The organism is Ruegeria meonggei, from assembly GCF_900172215.1.
In the GTDB taxonomy this organism is placed as follows: domain Bacteria; phylum Pseudomonadota; class Alphaproteobacteria; order Rhodobacterales; family Rhodobacteraceae; genus Ruegeria; species Ruegeria meonggei.
Genome location: NZ_FWFP01000004.1, coordinates 316,963 through 336,876, shown reverse-complemented (window position 1 = coordinate 336,876; position 19,914 = coordinate 316,963). Strand labels below are relative to the sequence as shown.

Sequence of the window (19,914 nt, the reverse complement as noted above, 5' to 3'; positions counted from 1 at the left end):
CCTTTGAGATTAAGCCGTCATATAGGCGCGATAGAACAGAACACAGCAAGCGATCAGTGAAACCACGCGGATCGCTGCTATGACGACCGCCTGTGGCAAGTAGGGACCTGTCGCACGGCCAAGTAAGCTGCCGATCAAGGTTATGGCGAGGAACCCCCATACTGACGACCCATACGAGATTGATTGTGCCCCGGACAGATTGTGCAACAAAAATGCGATGCCATATGCCACCAGCGCTATTGGTTGAACCAGCTTTGCCACCTCTTTGGCGGACCGACCCTTTGCAATCAAACCGAACACCATAAGTGGACCCGGGGTTGCCGCCCATACAGTTGCAAGTCCGGACAATCCGGTAACAGCTGAAAACCCGACGTTTCCAATTGAGCCACGCAAGGGGAGCAAGGTTGTAATCAAGCCGATTAACAACAGGCAGGCCGTCAGCGCGAGAACAAACGCCTCGCTCAAAAGGGGATAAACAATGCGGCCAGCAGCCACTCCAACGCAGCATCCAATGACCGCAGTGACGATTATCCGCCGATTGTTTTTCAGAACATGCCGGTCCGTTGCCACCGCTGACACAACGGTGTTTAGCAGAAGCAAAATGGGAACCGCCGTCGGCGTGCCAAGCATAATCATCATGGGTGGCCCCGCAATGATGCTAAATCCGATGCCAACCCCGACTTGCAGTATAGCGCCAAGGCAAATAGCGGTCATCAGGATGTACAGTTCAACGGGCACTCAAACTCCTATGGATCGGGGGATTGTTGCAGGGCCACAGGTACCTTGATTGGCCAGCTGAGGTCTACTTCAATTCCAACCCACCTAAGGCACGGCGCGGTCAGCGCTGCCACGGCATCATTCCAGAGTATTGTACTCGGGCCGCCACAGAATGCGCCATATGCGCCAGTGTTGTAAGGTCAAAAACGGGAAGCTGCAGTTCTTCCTGAAGGCACGCGGCATATGGCGGCAGATCTGTACACTCCAATACCAATGACCGAATATCCGGAGCTTCAAGCATCAGGCTGCGAGCGGCATCCAAGACCTCGGCCTCGATCAGATCAGTATCCATCCTCGTTCGTGCGTTCCGCAAGATCACCTCGGCGAATTCTGATGTACCTTCCAAGCCCTTCACTGCCACAGGAACACCGGCTGCACCGACACCTTCAAAATGCTGGGGCGTCAGTGCCGATGCATCCGCAGTCAGCACACCCACTGGCGCACTGGCCCCGGTCATGTGATAGGCCAGCGGCACCTGGATCAGGCTGGACGCAAAAACAGGAACGGAAACCGCTGCTGCCAGTTCCCTTTGAAACAGGGCGAGGAAGCCACAGCTGCCGGTGATTGCACGGACGCCTTCAGCCTCAAGCCGTTTGGCGCCTTCAATGAAGGGGGTCAGTAATTCGGGCGTAGGGTTGTTCAGCAAGGTCGGGACGGTCACGCCGTCGATCATCTCATACAGGACTGGAAATGGCAGGCTGGATGGGTTTTTGATATGGCCCGGCGGCTTCGGAAAATAGCTTTCAAGGCACAGAACACCGATCGACGCGCCGCATATATTCTGACCGCCTTGGTAAATTGGCATTGTTATCAGACCCTTCTAACTTGAGTGTTCAAAACCTGGCCAACGAAAACGGCGCCATATCGACGTTCGGGCTGCGACCGGACACAAGATCCGCCACAAGCTCACCGGTTTTCGGGGCCATCATCAGCCCGTAATGTGAATGTCCGAACGCGGCATACAGCCCTTCTGAGCCGTTGATCGGCCCGATTGCGGGCAAACTGTCCGGAAATGATGGCCGCCGACCCATCCAAAATCGTGCCTCGCTTGTTTCGAGGTCTGGCAACATCGCCTTTGCCTGTTCGGTCAGGATTTCTTTCTTGCGCGGATCAGCGGGCGCATCGACGCTGCCAAATTCGGCCGTGCCGGCGACTCTCAGGCCCCCCAGCATCGAGCTTGCGACGACCTTTGCATCCACATCCATGACCGAGTTGCTCAATTGGACTAAAGGGTTCGGGAATTCAACGTGGTAGCCGCGCTCGGCAACAAGGGGCACTGGCAGCCCAAACGGTTTCAGCAGGTCGGCGGACCACACCCCAGCCGCAAGTATAAGCCTGGGGGCGTGCAGCGTGTCCTGTGACGTTGTAATCTGCCAACTTCCATCTTGGGTCTGGATCAACTTGGAGACTTCGGTTTGTACGATCTCGGCCCCTTGCAGGCGCGCTTTTTCCGCCAGGATTGCCCCCAAACGTCCTGGAGAGGTTACGCGTGCCTGACCTTTGATCACAATCGCGGCTTTGAATTTTTCTGACAGTGCAGGTTCCAGGCGGCGCAACTCGGCACCATCGACAAGCACCAGGTCACCTCCTTTTTCCTGGCGGATCAGATACCCAAGCCCATTCAGATCAGCCTGCTCCCGGTTGCGAAAGGCGTGAATATAGTAGCTGTCTGTAATAAGGTCTTCGTGCCCGGTGCCTTGAAGGTGACGACGATACAGGTCGATAGACGGGCGGCACAAAAGCTCCATCGCGTCCGAGATTTCGCGCACCGACTTCTCGCTGGAGTTGCCCAAAAACCGCAGCCCCCAGGGTATCATTTTCGGCCAGAAACTGGCTCTGACCGAAAGCGCGCCTTTGGGGTTCAGCAGCATCTGTGGCAGTGATTTCCAAATGCCTGGCATCGCCTGCGGAATGATCGACCACGGTGAAACTACGCCCGCATTCCCGAATGAGGTTTCTTGCCCTGGCTTACCTCGATCGATCAGTCGAACCGGAATGCCGCGTTCCTGTAACGACAACGCGCAACAAATGCCGACGATCCCTGCGCCGATGATGGTGACTTGTTCGGTCATCTTTTCAGGCCGTAGTATGACTGCGGTTGCGCGCGATCAGTTGGGTGATGATCACCGGTGACGCCACGGCCAGCGCGATCAGGTCGGCGGTCAACGATGGGGCTACAAAGATGATGCCCGCGATGGCCATTAGAATGCGTGATGCGATATTCAGCGGGCTCAACCAATACCCTACCACAGCCGCCGACAGGGCAATGACCCCGGCGATGCAACTGGTCGCGGTATATGTGAATTCCCACAGGTTAAACCCGGTTGAGGACACGAACAGCAGCACCGGCGCATAGACAAAGGCCATGGGCGCGATAACCTTCCCTAAGCCAAGGGTAAAGGCAGACAATCCTGTTCGGAAAGGGTTTGAATTGGCAATCGCCGCAGCGGCGTAGGCCGAGGTACAGACCGGTGGCGTAATCTCTGACACAACACCATAGTAAAGCACGAACAGGTGACTGGCGATGGGTGGAACACCCAGTTGCGCCAGCGCAGGCTGCGCCACTGACACCAACATGATATACAGCGCGGTGGTCGGAATGCCCGCGCCCATCAGGATACAGACGACAGCGATGAACACCAATGAGATGAACAATTGTAAGTCTTCCATCGCAAAGAACTGGAAGCTGCCAAACGAGATCATGTTGTACAGATCAGATGCCAGGTTGCCTGCGCCTTGCGTAACCATGAAACCGATGCGGAACCCGATGCCAGTAGTGTTGATCACGCCCACGACAATACCGACCGCAGCAGCGGCGGCGCCCACGGCCAGCGAGTATTTCACACCCAATTCTACCGCCTGTAGCATCTCGGGCACTTCGATGCGTTTCTGAGGGTTCATAGTTGCGACCACCGTCAATCCGCACAGGATTGTTGTCATGGTCAGGTCAAAACCGCCGTCTGAGAACTTCCACAGTACAAAGCTGAGGAACGCTGCCGCGTAGATCAATGTCGGCGGTTGCCTCAAGCGCGACATGCCCGCGATTACCGCAAGTGATATGCCGCAGAAGGCCGACATGAAGGGCGTGTAACCCGTGAACAGAACCACTAGAAGGCCGATCAGGGGCACTATGTTGGCCCAGCCTTCGGCCCAAACCGCCTTGAACTGAGGCAGCTGCTCTTTGGTCAGACCTTTCAGGTTCAGCTTGCGCGCCATCAGGTGCACCACGGCAAAGACGCCAACATAGTGCAGAAGGGCCGGGAAGATCGCAGCAATCACAATGGTGGTGTAGGGAACCTCGAGGAACTCGGCCATAATAAAGGCAGCGGCCCCCATGATCGGCGGAGTGATTTGACCACCGGCCGAGGAAGCGGCTTCGACCCCACCGGCAAAATGGCCGGGGTATCCAAGGCGCTTCATGTTGGGAATTGTCAGCGCGCCGGTTGATACGGTGTTGGCCACCGAAGAACCTGAGATCGTGCCGAAGAAGGCCGAGGATACCACCGACACTTTTGCCGGACCGCCGGTATAACGGCCCGCCAAAATAGTTGCGTTATCGATGAATAGCTGCCCCAACCCCGTGCGTTGCGCGATCACGCCAAACAGTACGAAGTGGAACACGATGGTCGAAACAACCCAAAGGGTGACGCCGTAGATGCCTTCCTGCGGGAAATACATCGACGACACGAAGGTTTTAAAATTCACGCCGGGATGTTGCAGCAATCCGGGGAAGTACGGCCCAAGCAGTGCGTATGAAATAAAGACGCAGATGATCAGCGGCAACACCCAACCCAAAGTGCGGCGCGCGATGTCCAGAACCAGCAGGATGATGATCACGCCCAATACCACATCAAATGTGTTGGGGTTACCCATGCGGAACGTCTGTTCCTCGATACCCAGAAACGGAATGCCGCGCCAGGCGACGCCAACATACAGCGCTGCGATGATCCCCAGCACCATGAAGACCAAGTCGTATAGTGGGATGTTGCCTATGCGAAACCGACTTATTTTAAGCGCATAAAGGCTTTTGGCCCCGATAATCGGGATTGTCGCGTAGACCAGAATGAACAGCAGAGCCAGATAAATGCCCATGTGCCAGTGATCGGCAGGCAGGCCAAACCCGGCTGTGAAAAATTCGTAGAATGCAAAGATCAGGGCCACGACGCGCAGAACATTTCCAGTTGTCGGAGTTACCTGCCGGACGGCGGCGCCTTCGTCGAATTGTTCTTCGATTGCAGCCAGTTCCTCGGCTGTCAGCTCGTGGTCATCAAGCTTTTGTGTCTCGGACATGATGGCCCCCTGATTGCGCGTATTTTGAGTACCCGGTGCTCAGATCTGAGCACCGGACATTTTAGTTTCGTGAGACAGAATTACTGAAGAAGCCCGGCTTCTTTGTAGAACTTCTCGGCGCCCGGATGCAGCGGAACACCCAGCGCCACCACACCGTCCAACGCCGTATCTGGTGTGATCTGCTTGCCCTTGGCATGACCGTTATCCAGCAGCTTGCGAGTGTTGTCATTCCAAAGAGCTTTGGTCATCTGATAGACCAGATCATCGGATAGGTCCGAAGATACAACCAGCATCGCGCTTACCGCGGGGGTCTTCGTATCCGCATCAATACCTTCATAGACACCGCCAGGGATGGCCGAAGGGATATAGGCCGGAATGATCTCATTGATTTTGGCCAGATCCTCATCGCTGAACGAGTGCAGGTTCATGCCTTTGGTCGACGATAGTTGCACCATCGCAGCAACCGGCCAGCCCGCAGCGTAGAAATAGGCGTCTAGCTGACCATCGGCCAGCCGCTCGGCGCTCTGGCTGTTGTTAAGCTCGGCTTCGTCCATGTTGTCACGATTGACACCCCAGGCATCGAGCATCTGCAAAACGGCTACCTGAGTGCCAGAACCAGCTTGCGCGATACCAACGCGTTTACCTTCCAGATCGCTCAGATCGTTGATCGTCGACCCGGCCGGCAGAACAAGGTGCAGGTCTTCGGGGAACAGGTTGGCCACGATGCGCAGCTTGGGATGCGGTTTGCCTTCGAATTTTCCTTCTCCCAGATACATCGAACGCGTGACGTCCGCTGCAGCAAGACCCGCCTCAAGCTCACCGTTTTCAACGGCCGCGTTGTTAAAGACCGATGCGGTGGTGGATTGCGCAATTGCGATCAGCCCCGGAACACCGCACTGGCCACCTTCTTCACACGGGCGTGAGCCCGGAGGCGCTGAGATACCATTGGCGATGGTGCCACCGATGGGGAAGTAGGTGCCGCCAGCACCACCGGTGCCGATACGGAAAAAGGTCGGATCCTGCGCCAGCGCAGGTGCGGCCAGCGCGCCCGCCAATGCTAGACCAGTCAAGCATTTTACAATTTTCATTGTCATCTCCCTTGTTGGAATTTCGGTTTCGGTTTTCCCAAACTTCGATCCTGCAAGCGTAGAGACAAATTGCATAAATACAAATTTGTTATATTTCACTAAACTAAACTTTTACTTATACTTAAACATATGAACCTGACCCAGCTAACTGTATTTCGTGAAGTGATGGAGACCGGCTCCATCTCTCAAACAGCCAAGAAACTGAATCGAACGCAGCCTGCAATCAGTCTTGCGTTGAAAAACCTTGAAAAATCTCTGGGCCTGATGCTGTTCGAACGTAAAGGACGGCGTTTGGTGCCGGTTCCCGAAGCGCATTATCTATTGGCAGAAACGACAGGCATTCTTGACCGCCTCGCGTCGATCTCCAACACCATGGAAGGTCTCATCAAAGGGCATGCCGGAAGCTTGAATATTGCAACGATGCCTGGTCCATCTGCCTTTTTGTTCCCGCGTTTCATAAGCCAGTCAGTTGGCGAAAACCCCGAAATTCGCATAACACTTTCCGCTCGCAGCTCACCTCAGATTATGGAGCTTGCGGGATCACAAAACATCGACTTCGGCTTTGCTGACTTCGAGCATTCAACCGGTAAAAAACCCCAGTATTCCGCCGAGCTAATTCGGGCAGATTGTTTCTGTGCCCTTGATCGCGATCATCCGCTTTCATCGCGCCAGAGCTTGACCTTATCGGATCTGGATGGAACGCCAATGGGCGGCCTGCATCCTTCACACCCGTTTCAACGAAAAATCCGGCAGGAGTTTGAAAACGTTGCCGCTGAATACAACCCAACGGTAACTTGCCAGTACTTTCTGCCATTAATCCCATTTGTGAGTTCAGGACAGTGTTGCAGCATCGTTGATCCGCTGACAGTTGCGACTGAGCGTGAGCTTAACTTCTCGAATGGCAAAGTGGTTTTCTTACCCTTCACGAAACCGCTCAGATATGAGTATGCCATCCTCGAACCAAACCACCGATCACCGTCCCAATTGGCATTACAGACCAAAGCGGGATGGAAGGCAGAAGTGTTGAGGATGTTGGATGGCGTGAAGGCAAACCCCCTTTCCTTTTGGATAGATGAAGAAGGGACAGAACATAATAGATCACTATAGACCTTACGATCTGAAAACCAGTTTTTGTGTTTGGCTATTGAGTGACCAAAAGCCGGCATTCATGCATGTTGCGGCATCCGTTACTCTGGGCTCGTTGTGGACATCGGAGGCAGTGCAGCATCTGCTCAGGATCGCTTCAGTTCCCGATCGCAGTCGGCCCATAAGAGACATTCGGCACACCAGCCCGATGCTGCGTTTGCAGCCCGCTATGCGGACCTTCGCTGCGAGCGCAAATTCGGCGGACTCCTGAATTCACTGCCTGCAGGACAAACCCGCCTTTTGTTCGCGCGGCTATTGCTGATGCAGCATTTGTTCGCGCATGCAGTACGATCATCGCTTCGGCGCAGTCAATTTCGTCAAACCGGTCGTTAACGGGCGCCGAGTCCACCCAATCTGAACCCGACGGCTTGCCCCTGTTTGAGACCGATCCTTCTTTCCGCTGTCTTTGTTGGAGCGTTTGGAGTCATCATCATCATCGTCATCGTCATCGTCATCGTCGTCGCGACCACTTTTTCCTGATCCCGAATTGTCGTCACGATCATCATCTCGGTCGTCGTCGCGGTCATCATCTCTGTCGTCGTCACGATCATCATCCCGATCATCGTCGCGACCATCGCCGTCTTTCCCCTTGCCGCTCTTGGCAAAGGCATAGGACGGTTCAAAATGCAGGCGACCGTCGGCATCAAACGCTGGCACATAAGGCGTAGCCGCAATCAACGAAGCCAACGCCGCTGTACTAAGAAGTTGACCCAGCTTTCTTTGAATTTTCATTTTCGCCTCCAATTTTGAGCATCACGCTTCGTGACGTTGGAGACAGGTTACTTCTGGTTCGGCTTTTCCACATCGGGCTTAGGTCTGACGAATTTCAAGCCGAACGTCTTAGTCAGATCAGCCAAACCGATAGTGTTTTTGCAGAGTTAAATGACAAGTTTAGTGGGAACTGACCCCGTCTCCCTTCAACTCCTCATCAGGTTCGAGGTGAATGACAAAGACTGAACCCGGATACAAACGATCCAATTCTTCCTCGATGTCATTGCATATATCATGCGCTGCGCTGACTGGCATTGTGCCGTCCACAACAAGGTGAAACTCCACGAAGATGACATTTGCGGATCTACGCCCTTTGAGGTCGTGATACTCTAAGGCTGCGCCGAGATTTGCTTCGATTGCGTTGGAAACAGTCTGCAACTCATGGTCCGAAAGTGTCACATCCATCAGGCCATCGACGGACGACCGAATAATTTTCCAGCCCTCCCACAAGATGTTCAGTGCAACGAGAATTGCCAGGATCGGATCGAGGATCAGCCAGCCGGTGACAAGTGCAAGTATCAGACCTGCGATGACACCAACTGAGGTCATGACATCTGTGAAAATGTGCCGGGAGCTTGCCTCCAATGCAGGCGAACCCTCGCGCCTGCCAATTTTGAGCAATAGGTAGGCCCATGCGCCATTCACACCCGTTGCAATGACATTGACGACGATTCCAAGAAGCGGCGCATCCTCAAGATGCGGGTTTGGGAGTGCCAGTACAGCTTCTCTGATGATCAAGAACGCCGCCAGCACAATCAGTACGCCCTCGACGACAGCGGAAAGGTACTCGGCTTTTTTGTGACCAAAGGGGTGGTTTTCATCAGGGGGCTTATTGGCAACCCGAACTGCGAAGTATGCCAGCAACGCCGCAACGACATTCACGGTAGATTCCATTGCGTCCGACAACAACGCCACCGAGCCTGTCAGCCACCAAGCCAACAGTTTTAGGGCGAGTACCGCAATGGATATCGGAATGGACCAAAGAGCGATTTTTTGTGTCATTTGGCCTCGACCCTCGGTCAATCATGAACAGAAACTCGGGTGATTGGTGAGCTCCGATGTTCAAAACGTAAAACAGGTGTTCGGTGAAAAGGGAATAGGCCTCACAGCTTCCTACTGGCGACCGGCAACATCATCTGGTCCTCGCAACATGGCGCCAAACGACTGTTACTTGGATGGAAGCCCCGTCGACGAAACAGGAACAGCTTTGAGATAGGCGGCAATCGCCAAACGGTCGTCATCCGTGAGGCGTGATGTGTTCTCGATGACGTCCACCATCTCACCACCTGCGCTGTCATAATCCGGCGTGAAACCGGATTTCAGATACTCGGCAATGTCGGCCTCGGACCAATCAAGCTGGTCTGGGGTTAGGCCGGGGATACGTCCCTTTCCGCTGGGGTTTGGCGCTCCCGTCAACCAGAGATCGCGTTGCATACCCCCTAAGCCGTTGCGTGGCGTATGGCATTCGGCGCAGTGGCCAAGTGCCTCCACCAAGTACCGGCCATGTCGTTGTTGGTCGGTCAGATCACCTTCGACCACCCAACCTGACGACATGAACAAGAGCTTCCATCCACCCAATCCGCGCCGAACGTTGAAGGGAAAACCTACCTCATGCGAGACGCTTTCGGCTTCGGACACTGGCAGGGTGCTGAGGAATGCATGGAGCGAAACAACGTCTTCGGCCGTAATGTTGGCGTAAGATGTATAGGGAAACGCTGGAAAATAGTGCTGTCCTTCGGGTCCGGTCCCATGGATCAGAGCATTGGCCAGATCAATGGCAGACCAGGACCCAATGCCAACTTCTGGGTGACTGGAAATGTTGGGAGCAATGAATGTGCCGAATTCCGTCTCAAACCGGCGACCACCGGAGAGCATGAGCTTGTCCCCGCCAACCGCATCCGGCGCTGAATGACAGGATGCGCATCCGGCGGCGTGGAACACGTATTCACCTCTGGCGAGATCTGGGTTCAAACCGTCGAGGTGTGATTGATCCATTCTTTGTGGTCGGGTCAGCACCAAACCGGCCAACCCAACCAAAAGTGCAACGAAAGCGGTGAAAAGGAAAAACCGCTTCACAGCTATCTACCAATTAGTCTTTCGGTGCTCTGTACGCTTTGTGACATGCCGAACAGCTTCCACCCAGATCGCCCATAGCCGCTTTCAGGGCTTCAACATCTTGGCCAGCCGCAGCCTGCATCGCAACAGCGGCGTCGGCCATTGCCTGCCCTTTGGTGCCAACGTCCGGGAAGTTTTCCCAGATCGCGGGCAGGGCTCGGGTGGATGGATCGGATACGTTGTCTGATCCTGCGGGCCACATCGCGGATTGATCGATCTGCGTCAGAACCACCAGGTTGTTCGCGGCCCGTGTTGCTGCTTCGGCGTCATATTCCACCTCGCCCTTGGCCATACCGCCCAGAGTTCCAAGATTGAAGGAATAGAGCTGCATGACTGAGGTCCGAGCTTTCACAGCCGGGTTTTCGCTTTCGTGGGCGATGGCTGCGCCAATGGCCGCTACAGACAAAATGCCTGCCGCCAAAATTGAGAACTTCTTCATCATGAGTCTCTCCCTGTTCAATACTTCGAATGTTAACTTGAACGAATTTACTTGTAATTGTTTGTTATTCGCCGCCTCTTGTTAATTTATGAACAACGATAATTGGGATGACTTTCGATATATGCTTGCCGTTGATAGATACGGTTCGCTGAACGCGGCAGCGGAAGCTTTGGGGGTAACACATGCGACAGTCCTGCGCAGAGTGGTTGCCTTTGAACAGAGAAGTGGCTGTGCGATTTTTCGGAAGAGCCCTTCTGGATATTCCGCGCTGCCTGAGGCCAGAACAATTCTCTCGGCTATGGAAAACGTTGAAGATGCGGTGCTTTCAGTAGAGAGGGCAATCGTAGGCGCGAACCGCTCTCCTGTTGGTCACGTTCGCATCACATCCACTGACAGTCTTTGCCAGATGGTATTGCCTCAGATTTTGAATGAAATTTCCAAAGAGTACCCAGGGTTGGAACTGACTTTGTTGAGTAGCAACAGCCACCGTGATCTATCCCGGCTGACTGCGGATATCGCTGTGCGCCCATCGATTAAACTTGAGGACGGCCTGGTCGGAGAACGATCAGGTACATTGTCGTTTGGGGTCTATGATGATGGTTCCCCAAATCGTAAATGGATGAGGCTTGACGGCGCGTTGAGCCGCTCTCTGCCTGCCAAGTGGCTAGCAGAAAACGTGAATACCGAACAAACTACCAACGGAGCAGACAGTTTTTTGGTGCTTCAGCAGATGGCCGCTTCCGGAGCGGGCAAGACATTTTTACCTGAATTCATCGGCGACGCTGACCCCCGCCTTCATAGATCGCCCGGCATGAATCCCCAAATCGAAGTTCCGCTCTGGGTCGCGACATTAGAGGAAATCGCGCAGACACCAAGATTTGCTGTCGTGCAACGGGCCTTGGTTGAACGCATAGCCAAAGCTCTAGCCAACTGAAATCACCCAAAGAACAGTTGTAAGCAGTCGCATTATTTGCAGAGCAGCATTACGAGTTCAGTGTTTCAAAGGCCGACATTCCGATGCAGGGCATTCAGTGAAATAGCGGCTTTAGGCTGACTACGGATACTGCCGCGGTCAAGTCGGAAAGCTTCTTTGTCCAGCATCTGACGTAATTGATCAGAGCGCGGCGGTGGAGGTCCGTATGTCAGACCGGGCGCTCGTAATTTTCGCGGTGAAAGTTTCGTACGAACCCCATTTTGGGATTGCCGCAATGGTGACAAAAGTCGGCCACAACGTCTGTGCCGACCTATATGCCGTCAGGATATGTTTCGTAGGCTGAACTGTCATGTTCTCTAATCCGTGTCCGCTAATCGTGGACCCGAGCATTGCATACGACTAGCATCGGAGATCACACAACAAGAAGGGAGAAACACATGTCGAAGTTGACCAAAAGAACAGCTGCCCATGGGGTTGCTGCACTCGTAATCTGCTGTTTCGCAACGGCCGCACAGGCGCAATCGGCGGGTGAGGAGATGTCGTTTTTCATCACTAGTGTGGGCAAGGGGGACGGTGCCAATCTAGGCGGCCTTGAAGGCGCCGATGCTCATTGCAATGAACTTGCTTCAGCGGCCGGTACTTCCAAAACTTTCGCAGCCTATCTGAGCACCTCAATGTCCATTGATCGCAGCACCGACCCGATGACAATCACCAATGGTATTTCTGCACGCGACCGGATTGGATCGGGTCCATGGTATAATGCCAAGGGGGAGCTCATCGCCAACAATGTTGCCGATCTGCACAGCGACAACGTGAACATTAGTCTACAGACCGCACTTGATGAAAACGGTAACCCTGTAAATGGGCGTGGTAGTCAGCCGAACAAACATGACATTTTGACCGGCTCCGATTCTGCCGGACATTTCTCGACGGCAGGTGGCGATACGACATGCAGCAACTGGACTTCGAATAGTGAAGACGGGTCCGCGATTGTCGGACACCATGACCGTGTGGGTCTCAATGATGCGCGAAACATGGTGTCCTGGAACTCGTCGCACGGCTCGCGTGGTTGTGGAGAAGAACATCTGCCACGTTCTGGCGGGGCGGGTCTGTTTTATTGCTTTTCAACGGACTGATCAGACAGCGCTGGTGCGTGTGCCACCCGCATTGCCGCTAGTATTCACCAGGTCAATTTTTCGGGGCGCAAACTGGATGCACCGAAAGCTCCGTTCGAAATTCGGACTATGTCCTTGCCTTGAATGGCCGGTTTGACGAAATAAGTTGCACCGCAGCGATGTGCGTGCAGCAGCTGCGAACCGATGCTGCATCAGCAGTAGCAGCGGTTTCATAAGGCGGCTCTGTCCCGCGCTGTGTGAGTTCACATGTCGCACGATATCGCGGGCGCAGCGAAAGTCCGGAATGACGGGCCGCGCCGTAGCAAAGGCATGGTACGGTGAATGGCCGGTTAGGGCCGCAATGTCAGTTGTACGTTGTCGCCGGCAGAAAGCTGTGATCACTGTAACTTCTGGCCTTTGCCTTGGAAACCAGAGTTTGGTCTTGGGCGGTTTCGATGTCTTTAGCCAAACCGTGTTTCCGGGTAGCTGGCAACATTCATCTGACGTTCACTTTCAAATTAAGTCAGGTTCATCTCAGCCGGCCATATTGTCCTACTGGAAGTAAGGAGCGCTTTTTCACCGAAGCATTCGACGGGCAAAGGATCAAATGTGTCAAAGACTGGCAGTGGAGCAGCGCAACGTGGGTCAAGGGCAACCGCCTGCGTCAAGTGCGCCCTTTTCTTGGCCTTCACATTTTTAGTTGACCTCAGCCTGCTCAATGGAGCCATAGCACAAACAGCTAGTTTCCGGTCTGTTGATACGAATTCGGACGGAGTTTTGAGCTTGAATGAGCTTACCACAGCATTTGGAGAATCCGGCGCGCGGAGGCTTCTTGAGGACATTGATCGTAATGGAGACGATCGTATCACGATCATTGAGTTGCGCCGTGGTGTAGATAATGGACAAGGCGAAAAAAATGAGCGCGGCGAACGTGAAGGTCGAGAAAACAAGAGTGGCAGGTCAGGCGAACAGGATGGAGATGATCGTAGTGATGATCGCGATGATGATGGAGACGATCGTGGTGATGGCGGAGACGACGATAGAGACGATGACGACTAAATGAAGGCCCACTGCTATGTATGTTCCTCTGACCGTTTGTGAGAGCAAACCGGAATTCATACTGCATGAAAATAAGCAGCTTAAAAACGTAGCTCCAACAGCACGTGTTCATTTGCCGTTCATTTGACCGCATGCTGACCTTTCATCCCACTTTGCAATTCTTCTCACGTCGCACTGGCAAAATGATTTCATTGAACAGCCAGTCACGGAGCAAAGCATGACACAGTTTCTTCAAACCTCCCCTGCCGCTTGCGAAATTGCAAAATGGGCATTTACAACCCGCAGAGTTGATCGGTCCGATGTACACGGGCTTACCACGCAGATGGGCCGCGCAAAGGCAGGAGATCTTATTCTTTGTGAGATTGCCGAAATTGGACATCACAAGAAAATTCAGTTGGCGGAGCGCCGCGCCTCGGTCAGCTACCCTGGTGACTATGTTGTCCTTTGTTTGGGCGACCGATACGCACCAGATCAGTTTCTTGCCAGCGCGGTGATTGATGACGATCTTATCGATCTGGTCGCAGGCGGTGGTGTCGCTGGCCGAGTGGACGCCGCGCACATACGTATGGATGATCCGACGCGACTAAAGCCCATCGGCCTTCTGACCAATGCCTCAGGTCATGTGATTAACGTATCAGACTACGCGTTGCCCTCGCTGCCGAACAACGAACACGTTACGGTCATTGGTGTCTTCGGGGCCTCGATGAATTCCGGAAAGACAACGGCTGCGTCAAGCCTTGGTCATGGTCTAACGCGTTCGGGTTACTCCGTTGCCGGTGTGAAAGCGACTGGGACCGGAGCCTTTGGTGACTTCAACAGTTTCGAAGACGGAGGCGCTCCGGCGCTCGACTTCACGGACGTCGGTATGGCCACGACATATCGGATGCCGCTAGAAACGATTGAAGCCGGTTTTGATACGCTGGTTGCAACCGCAGCTGAGCGTGGCGCCGAGGTTGTGGTGGTTGAGATCGCTGACGGTGTGTTCCAGCAGGAAACACGGGCTATCTTGCAGTCTTCGCGGATTCGGGATCGGTTGGACGGCATCCTGTTTGCTGCACCTGACGCACTAAGTGCTCTGGGCGGTGTGACCGTTCTGAACAAGGTGGGTCTCAGCCCATTTGCGATATCCGGGATGGTCAGTTGTTCGCCATTGGCCGCAGCCGAAGCTGCTGAGGTAACCGGTCGCCCGATTTTATCACGCGAAGATCTTTGGTCGCCCGCGACCATAACCCAACATGTTGCACCGCTGATGCGACGTGAAACTGTCAACGTGGCCGCATGACCCCCCTCACGGAACTGGCCACAAAGGACCGCATCGTTGATGCGGTCCTCCTTACAATCTGCGGTATTGTGCAGGCTGTTGCACTGGCGTTCGCAGCGTTTGCGACGCGTGATGCCTTTACCGCGCTTCATGCAGGCCACGCTCTTGCAATGAGTACGGTCCTGCAACTGGCGATCTCCGGAATTATCGCAGCTGCGTGCTTGTTTTTTTCAAGATACCGCGCAGAAGCTCTCGGCCAAAGTTACGCGATTTCTTTGCGCCGAGCGTTGTATAAGCAGATAGCCCGACTTCCCAAATCTCGGCACGAAAAACGCCGGGTTGGTGCACTGTCCTTGCGTTTTGTCGGGGACCTATCTGCGGCGCGCCTATGGTTTGGCCGTGGTTTACCAGACGTTTTGTCAGCAACCTTTGTTATTCCGGGTGCCGTATCCGTTCTCTACTTTCTTGATCCTGCCCTTGCGGTCTATGGCATTGCCTCACTCAGTTTCGCGCTGCTTATCATGGGAATGCTGGCCTGGCATCTGGCTCGTCGGCATAAAAAGCTGCGTCGCAAACGTGCCAATATCGCGATTTCCATGATTGAGCGCATAGCGATTGCGCCTGAACTGGACATGATGGGTCGAACCAATCGCGAATTGCGCAAACTTGACAAACAAGGCGCATCGTTGCGACGCGACGCATTGGCACGTCGAGGCAGAACCGCCAGCCTTCAGGCAGTATTGCAACTGGGTGTGGCGCTTACCGGTCTTTTGATGCTTTTGTTGGCAAGCCAAAACGAAACAGCTCCGGCGACAGTCGCTGCGAGCCTTTCTGTGTTGGCGCTACTTGCCCTGCCGTTGCAGAACCTAGCCGGGGCGTGGGACTATTATTGCGCCTGGAGCGTTGCACGCGAAAAGGCAGCGAGGCTGCTTTCGGAACCGGTGTTGATGCGAACTGGTGCAAATCATGGCGCGCGCCCTGAAATCGAAGTCACCGGGGAATTGGAGGGAAACTCTATCTTTTTCGCAGCCCCTTCCGGTTCAACTTCGACATTAGCGGGGAAGCACACAAACTGTATCGCGAGGTGTATCGCGGGCCTTGATAAGAATGAGGGCATCGCGGTTCGCTATGATGGGCAAGATAGAGCCTCAAAAGTCGCCTTTGTCGGGGACGATCATGTCGGGCTCCAAGGCAGTTTGCGTCGTTCGGCAACACTGATGTGTTCGAAAAGACCAAATGATCAGAATATAACAAAGGTCATGCAGACCTTTGGATTATCCGACCTGCTTCGGGCACCTGGTGGCCTGGATCAGCGGGTGGCGGAAAATGGTAACGGGCTGTCACCCTTCCAAACATTGAGTATTGATCTCGTGCGCGCAGTTCTTGGCAAAGCTGACGTCGTCGTAATCGCTTCCGTCAGGTGGGGTTCATGCAGGGATCGCCAGGCCAAATTGCTTGAAAATCTGCAGAAGTTGTCGTCGGCCACCATCATATTGGCTGAAGATGCCGCCTCGCCTAAGGTGAAACAGAATTCAAAGGTCGTCTGAAATGCGTTCATCTACTCTATTTGGGATTTACGCTGCTGTTCTGGTAGCTTTCTTGGGCGGTCTTGCGGGACTCACCCTGTACAGCCTCGAAAAAACGCGATGGTGGGGCGCACGGATATCACTGGCCCAAGAATCCTATGGGCTGCATCTGCGGCTTGAGGCGGATCTATACCGTCTGTTCAAGCAACACGGCGACGCGTTGCTTATCGGAGACCGAGACGATGGCGTAAGCGAAGAAGAGCTGCAGGCGAAAATCGACCAGACATTAGATTCGATCCGAATGACTATCGCGCGTGAAATCCAGATGGTGGGTGATGAGGAAATCGAAGAGCTCGAACTTCTCGATGAGATCGAGGACGATATCGAATCCGTCAATGCAGCAATCGCGAACCTTTCAACCAATGGAAGCCGTATCGAGACATTTGTTCGGATTGAACGCTTGGCCGCGCTGCTGGATGGCGACATTGATGATGAACTCGATCAAAAAATTCAGGCTGCCCTTGATGAAGAGGCCGAGGAGGTCGACGAGGTATTGAGCGAGGCAGCGGCCTTCAGAAAATGGAATGAACGATTGGTTTACTTGATCGTTCTTGCCGCAATTGGCGTTTTGCTTGTGGCGCTCGTGTCGTTCAACCGCCAGATCAGAAAGCCACTTACGCGACTTGCAGACGGCATTGGGCACCTGCGTGGGGCCGATTATTCCAAGCCGGTAAGTCTCGGTGGCAGCCAAGAGTTCAGAGAGTTGGAAACCGTTCTGAATAGTATGGCCGAAGGATTGGCTGCTCGCGAAGTCAGCCGCGCCGAGCAAAAGAGGCAACTAGAAGACACCGTTGCCGCCAGAACGTTCGAGCTTCAGCAACTCATCGATAAGCTTGAGACAGGCGAAGAGAACCGCAAACGTTTGATGGCCGATATCAGCCATGAGTTACGAACGCCTTTGGCAATCATCCTCGGCGAGGCTGATGTCACTCTACGGACATCAGAAACGCTGTCAGAAGACGCTTCAGATTCACTTGCCCGTATTCGAGATTCCGCAAAGCACACAAACCAAATCGTGGATGACATGTTGACCGTCGCCCGGTTTGAGGCTGGCCAGCTCAGACTGGATCGTAAGGAAACGGATCTACGAAAAATACTGCACGATGCAGTGGCGATGTTCCCCGATCCGGTTCAGGTCGAATGCCCAGAAAGCAAGGTGATCGCTTCGGTTGACGAAGTTCGACTTCGACAGTCCGTACTGGCATTGCTGCAAAATGCACGACGATATGGAGGCCCAACAATAAGCGCGATGTTGGAAGAAGGGCTCGCGTCTTGCAAGATCACAATCGAAGATGACGGTCCCGGCCTGAGCGCGGTGGAAAAATCCCAAGCATTCGACCGGTTCTTTCGGGGATCGAACGCATCGGGGCAGGGGATCGAAGGCAGCGGCCTCGGGCTACCGGTCGTGAAGTCGATTGTCGAGGCTCATGGTGGGACAGTTGACCTTCAAGATCGCCAGGAAGGCGGGTTAATGATCACCATAACTCTGCCCAAGTCACCTCGGATGAAAGTTGTTCAGACCGATGCCCTACCAGAAACCGGCTAATGCGTGCCAGTCTGCTTCAAAAGCAAGTTGGGCAATCGGTTAGGTCGCACACCACTGCGCATCGTCGCGGTTGTGAGCATAGAGATAATTGAGGCGTACTATGAATATTTTGCTTGTCGAGGACGAAGCCCGTGTAGCTGATTTTATACGTCGCGGATTGTCCGCTGAAGGCTGGTCTGTAGATCACGTACCAAGTGGCGAAGATGCTTTGGAGCACGTAGCTGCCAGCAACTATGACATCATCTTGTTAGATCTGATGTTACCAGGGATTCAGGGGCAAGATGTCTGTCGCAAACTGCGCGCCAGGAAATCAAAGATCCCGATTTTGATGCTGACCGCATTGGACAGCCCAGAGGAAAGAGTGGAAGGGCTAAAAATTGGCGCAGACGATTATCTTCCCAAGCCGTTCGACTTTGACGAACTGATAGCGCGGGTTGAAGCGCTGCATCGCCGTGCCAACAGCTATGCGAACGATCTTAGCGAAACTGTGATTACCTGTGGGGCGCTTACCTTTGACCGGCGTTCGCTTCAGGTTGCCGTTGAAGGTCAAGAAATCCAGTTATCCAAGAAGGAGCGCGACCTGCTTCTTCTGTTTCTGACCAATGTTGGGCGCGTGTTATCCAGAGAGCGGATTTTAAACTCGGTTTGGGGCATGAATGAAGATCCATTGACCAATGTTGTTGATGTCTATGTCGGGCGTCTCAGGCGCAAAATCGGTGCGGAAGGTCAGCGGATCGTGACACTCAGGAACGTCGGTTACCGTATGACCTGAACATTACTATTGGGGGATGTGTCGCAAACATAGATCCAAGCAAAAGCTTCCTTCACACCAAAAGTCAATTTATGGCAAGCGCTGTTGAATGGCCGCTTACCGAGACTGTGAATGGTTTTTTGCAGGAGCAGCGAAAGACCGCTTTCCGCCCTCTGTGCAGAAGCTAGAGGTCGAATACAAAACAGGTTCGGTTGCTTGCCCCCTACCCCGCTCGCTATATACCACCAGTATTCAAACCCTGGTTTCAGTAATCCGCGCCCTGGCGGGTATCCCAGAGACGCAGAATTTCTATCTGGGTGGGCATTACACGATAGATCAGCGTGAATGGGGTTCGCGGCACTGAAAGCTCCCGTATGTCTCGGCGTGTGGGCTCTGTTGCAAACTTTTGAGCATGGTGAGCTGATTGAGCGATCGCATCGGTGTTAACCGGCTAGTTCGGCGAATTGTTTGAATGGACAGACTCCTGGCGTGAGTTGACCTTTCCTGATCATGTGCGCAGTTTCGATTCCAGCTAGAGTTGCTGATGCTGAATTGAAGGATTTGAAACCTAGCATCGGACGGGTTCGCCTTTTGTTGATGGCCTTCAGGCCCGCAGTATTGGCGCCGCTTTTGTCGATGACAATCTTCCGTGGTAACCCATTAACTTCCAGCATCCGGGCAAAGAATTTAGTGGCAGCTGGCTTGTTGCGCCGCTCAGATAACATGAAATCAAGTGTCTTTCCGTGTTTGTCGACGGCGCGGTATAGATAGACCCACGCGCCCTTAACCTTGATGTATGTCTCGTCCATTCTCCAGGAGCAGTCGCATGGTACTTTGCGTCTACGCGCTGCTTCGGCAATGGCGCCAGAATATCGCGTTACCCATCGGTTCAGCGTGGTGTGATCCACGAAAACACCTCGCTCTCCCATGATTTCTTCTAAGTCGCGATAGGAGACGCCGTATCGAACGTAGAAGAAGACCGCGAACAGGATCACATCCTTCGGATATTGCGTGCCTTTGAAGGAGATCATGAGCT

The 19,914-nt window shown here is 53.8% G+C and carries 17 protein-coding genes and 1 pseudogene; 8 read left to right on the top strand and 10 right to left on the bottom strand.

Going from position 1 to position 19,914, the window contains the following annotated elements; genetic code table 11:
• Window positions 1-9: 9 nt before the first annotated feature.
• The 5 genes from RUM8411_RS08745 to RUM8411_RS08725 all read right to left on the bottom strand — a co-directional run bounded on the left by RUM8411_RS08745 (window position 10) and on the right by RUM8411_RS08725 (window position 6,155).
• Entirely contained in the window at window positions 10-738 is a 729-nt protein-coding gene (locus tag RUM8411_RS08745; protein ID WP_085822303.1) for a TSUP family transporter, read from the bottom strand.
• Window positions 739-838: 100 nt separating this feature from the next.
• Window positions 839-1,582, bottom strand: coding sequence for an aspartate/glutamate racemase family protein (locus RUM8411_RS08740; RefSeq protein WP_085822302.1), 744 nt, complete (start codon window positions 1,580-1,582; stop codon window positions 839-841).
• Window positions 1,583-1,610: 28 nt separating this feature from the next.
• Window positions 1,611-2,849, bottom strand: coding sequence for an NAD(P)/FAD-dependent oxidoreductase (locus RUM8411_RS08735; RefSeq protein WP_085822301.1), 1,239 nt, complete (start codon window positions 2,847-2,849; stop codon window positions 1,611-1,613).
• Window positions 2,850-2,853: 4 nt separating this feature from the next.
• The gene (locus RUM8411_RS08730) at window positions 2,854-5,067 is read right to left on the bottom strand and encodes a TRAP transporter permease (protein WP_085822300.1); all 2,214 of its coding nucleotides are present in this window, start codon (window positions 5,065-5,067) and stop codon (window positions 2,854-2,856) included.
• A gap of 80 nt (window positions 5,068-5,147) precedes the next feature.
• Window positions 5,148-6,155 carry a TAXI family TRAP transporter solute-binding subunit gene (locus RUM8411_RS08725; RefSeq protein WP_085822376.1) on the bottom strand — a complete coding sequence of 336 codons (1,008 nt, stop codon included), beginning with the start codon at window positions 6,153-6,155 and terminating at the stop codon, window positions 5,148-5,150.
• A 129-nt stretch (window positions 6,156-6,284) separates the two neighbouring features.
• On the opposite strand from RUM8411_RS08725, the gene RUM8411_RS08720 reads away from it, so the two are divergent.
• Complete coding sequence (locus RUM8411_RS08720) at window positions 6,285-7,262, top strand: LysR family transcriptional regulator (protein ID WP_085822299.1); 978 nt, start codon at window positions 6,285-6,287, stop codon at window positions 7,260-7,262.
• Between the two features lie 330 nt (window positions 7,263-7,592).
• Here the strand turns inward: RUM8411_RS08720 and RUM8411_RS22695 are convergent, their stop codons facing one another.
• From RUM8411_RS22695 to RUM8411_RS08700, 4 genes are all read right to left on the bottom strand, one after another.
• On the bottom strand, window positions 7,593-8,033 hold the full coding sequence (locus RUM8411_RS22695; protein WP_085822298.1) for a hypothetical protein: 441 nt from the start codon (window positions 8,031-8,033) through the stop codon (window positions 7,593-7,595).
• A 159-nt stretch (window positions 8,034-8,192) separates the two neighbouring features.
• The gene (locus RUM8411_RS08710) at window positions 8,193-9,074 is read right to left on the bottom strand and encodes a cation diffusion facilitator family transporter (RefSeq protein ID WP_085822297.1); all 882 of its coding nucleotides are present in this window, start codon (window positions 9,072-9,074) and stop codon (window positions 8,193-8,195) included.
• A gap of 165 nt (window positions 9,075-9,239) precedes the next feature.
• Window positions 9,240-10,067 carry a cytochrome c gene (locus RUM8411_RS08705; protein ID WP_085822375.1) on the bottom strand — a complete coding sequence of 276 codons (828 nt, stop codon included), beginning with the start codon at window positions 10,065-10,067 and terminating at the stop codon, window positions 9,240-9,242.
• 94 nt (window positions 10,068-10,161) lie between these two features.
• The gene (locus RUM8411_RS08700) at window positions 10,162-10,629 is read right to left on the bottom strand and encodes a c-type cytochrome (RefSeq protein ID WP_085822296.1); all 468 of its coding nucleotides are present in this window, start codon (window positions 10,627-10,629) and stop codon (window positions 10,162-10,164) included.
• Between the two features lie 85 nt (window positions 10,630-10,714).
• Here RUM8411_RS08700 and RUM8411_RS08695 point away from each other — a divergent pair, with 85 nt between their 5' ends.
• The 7 genes and pseudogenes from RUM8411_RS08695 (at window position 10,715) to RUM8411_RS08670 (ending at window position 18,899) form a co-directional block, all read left to right on the top strand.
• Window positions 10,715-11,560 carry a LysR family transcriptional regulator gene (locus tag RUM8411_RS08695; RefSeq protein ID WP_085822295.1) on the top strand — a complete coding sequence of 282 codons (846 nt, stop codon included), beginning with the start codon at window positions 10,715-10,717 and terminating at the stop codon, window positions 11,558-11,560.
• Window positions 11,561-11,997: 437 nt separating this feature from the next.
• Window positions 11,998-12,696 carry a hypothetical protein gene (locus RUM8411_RS08690; protein WP_085822294.1) on the top strand — a complete coding sequence of 233 codons (699 nt, stop codon included), beginning with the start codon at window positions 11,998-12,000 and terminating at the stop codon, window positions 12,694-12,696.
• An 877-nt stretch (window positions 12,697-13,573) separates the two neighbouring features.
• Window positions 13,574-13,738, top strand: coding sequence for a hypothetical protein (locus tag RUM8411_RS22690; RefSeq protein WP_159453873.1), 165 nt, complete (start codon window positions 13,574-13,576; stop codon window positions 13,736-13,738).
• Window positions 13,739-13,951: 213 nt separating this feature from the next.
• Entirely contained in the window at window positions 13,952-15,016 is a 1,065-nt protein-coding gene (locus RUM8411_RS08685; RefSeq protein ID WP_085822293.1) for a hypothetical protein, read from the top strand.
• Window positions 15,013-15,732, top strand: a pseudogene (locus RUM8411_RS23220) (ABC transporter transmembrane domain-containing protein); the annotation flags it as partial. The gene RUM8411_RS08685 and the pseudogene RUM8411_RS23220, both read left to right, overlap by 4 nt.
• Window positions 15,733-16,543: 811 nt before the next feature.
• A complete protein-coding gene (locus tag RUM8411_RS08675) occupies window positions 16,544-18,127 on the top strand; it encodes a sensor histidine kinase (protein WP_085822291.1) in 1,584 nt (527 codons plus the stop codon).
• 100 nt (window positions 18,128-18,227) lie between these two features.
• Window positions 18,228-18,899, top strand: a complete 672-nt coding sequence (locus RUM8411_RS08670) for a response regulator transcription factor (RefSeq protein WP_085822290.1) — start codon at window positions 18,228-18,230, stop codon at window positions 18,897-18,899.
• 422 nt (window positions 18,900-19,321) lie between these two features.
• Here RUM8411_RS08670 and RUM8411_RS08660 read toward each other — a convergent pair whose 3' ends face one another.
• A complete protein-coding gene (locus tag RUM8411_RS08660) occupies window positions 19,322-19,909 on the bottom strand; it encodes an IS6 family transposase (RefSeq protein WP_085822288.1) in 588 nt (195 codons plus the stop codon).
• Window positions 19,910-19,914: the final 5 nt, after the last annotated feature.

Coding starts and splice junctions, on each gene's coding strand:
- RUM8411_RS08740 (WP_085822302.1), bottom strand. CDS start 1,582: ATGCCAATTTACCAAGGCGGTCAGAATATATGCGGCGCGTCGATCGGT.
- RUM8411_RS08735 (WP_085822301.1), bottom strand. CDS start 2,849: ATGACCGAACAAGTCACCATCATCGGCGCAGGGATCGTCGGCATTTGT.
- RUM8411_RS08730 (WP_085822300.1), bottom strand. CDS start 5,067: ATGTCCGAGACACAAAAGCTTGATGACCACGAGCTGACAGCCGAGGAA.
- RUM8411_RS08725 (WP_085822376.1), bottom strand. CDS start 6,155: ATGAAAATTGTAAAATGCTTGACTGGTCTAGCATTGGCGGGCGCGCTG.
- RUM8411_RS08720 (WP_085822299.1), top strand. CDS start 6,285: ATGAACCTGACCCAGCTAACTGTATTTCGTGAAGTGATGGAGACCGGC.
- RUM8411_RS22695 (WP_085822298.1), bottom strand. CDS start 8,033: ATGAAAATTCAAAGAAAGCTGGGTCAACTTCTTAGTACAGCGGCGTTG.
- RUM8411_RS08710 (WP_085822297.1), bottom strand. CDS start 9,074: ATGACACAAAAAATCGCTCTTTGGTCCATTCCGATATCCATTGCGGTA.
- RUM8411_RS08705 (WP_085822375.1), bottom strand. CDS start 10,067: ATGGATCAATCACACCTCGACGGTTTGAACCCAGATCTCGCCAGAGGT.
- RUM8411_RS08700 (WP_085822296.1), bottom strand. CDS start 10,629: ATGATGAAGAAGTTCTCAATTTTGGCGGCAGGCATTTTGTCTGTAGCG.
- RUM8411_RS08695 (WP_085822295.1), top strand. CDS start 10,715: ATGAACAACGATAATTGGGATGACTTTCGATATATGCTTGCCGTTGAT.
- RUM8411_RS08690 (WP_085822294.1), top strand. CDS start 11,998: ATGTCGAAGTTGACCAAAAGAACAGCTGCCCATGGGGTTGCTGCACTC.
- RUM8411_RS22690 (WP_159453873.1), top strand. CDS start 13,574: ATGGACAAGGCGAAAAAAATGAGCGCGGCGAACGTGAAGGTCGAGAAA.
- RUM8411_RS08685 (WP_085822293.1), top strand. CDS start 13,952: ATGACACAGTTTCTTCAAACCTCCCCTGCCGCTTGCGAAATTGCAAAA.
- RUM8411_RS08675 (WP_085822291.1), top strand. CDS start 16,544: ATGCGTTCATCTACTCTATTTGGGATTTACGCTGCTGTTCTGGTAGCT.
- RUM8411_RS08670 (WP_085822290.1), top strand. CDS start 18,228: ATGAATATTTTGCTTGTCGAGGACGAAGCCCGTGTAGCTGATTTTATA.
- RUM8411_RS08660 (WP_085822288.1), bottom strand. CDS start 19,909: ATGATCTCCTTCAAAGGCACGCAATATCCGAAGGATGTGATCCTGTTC.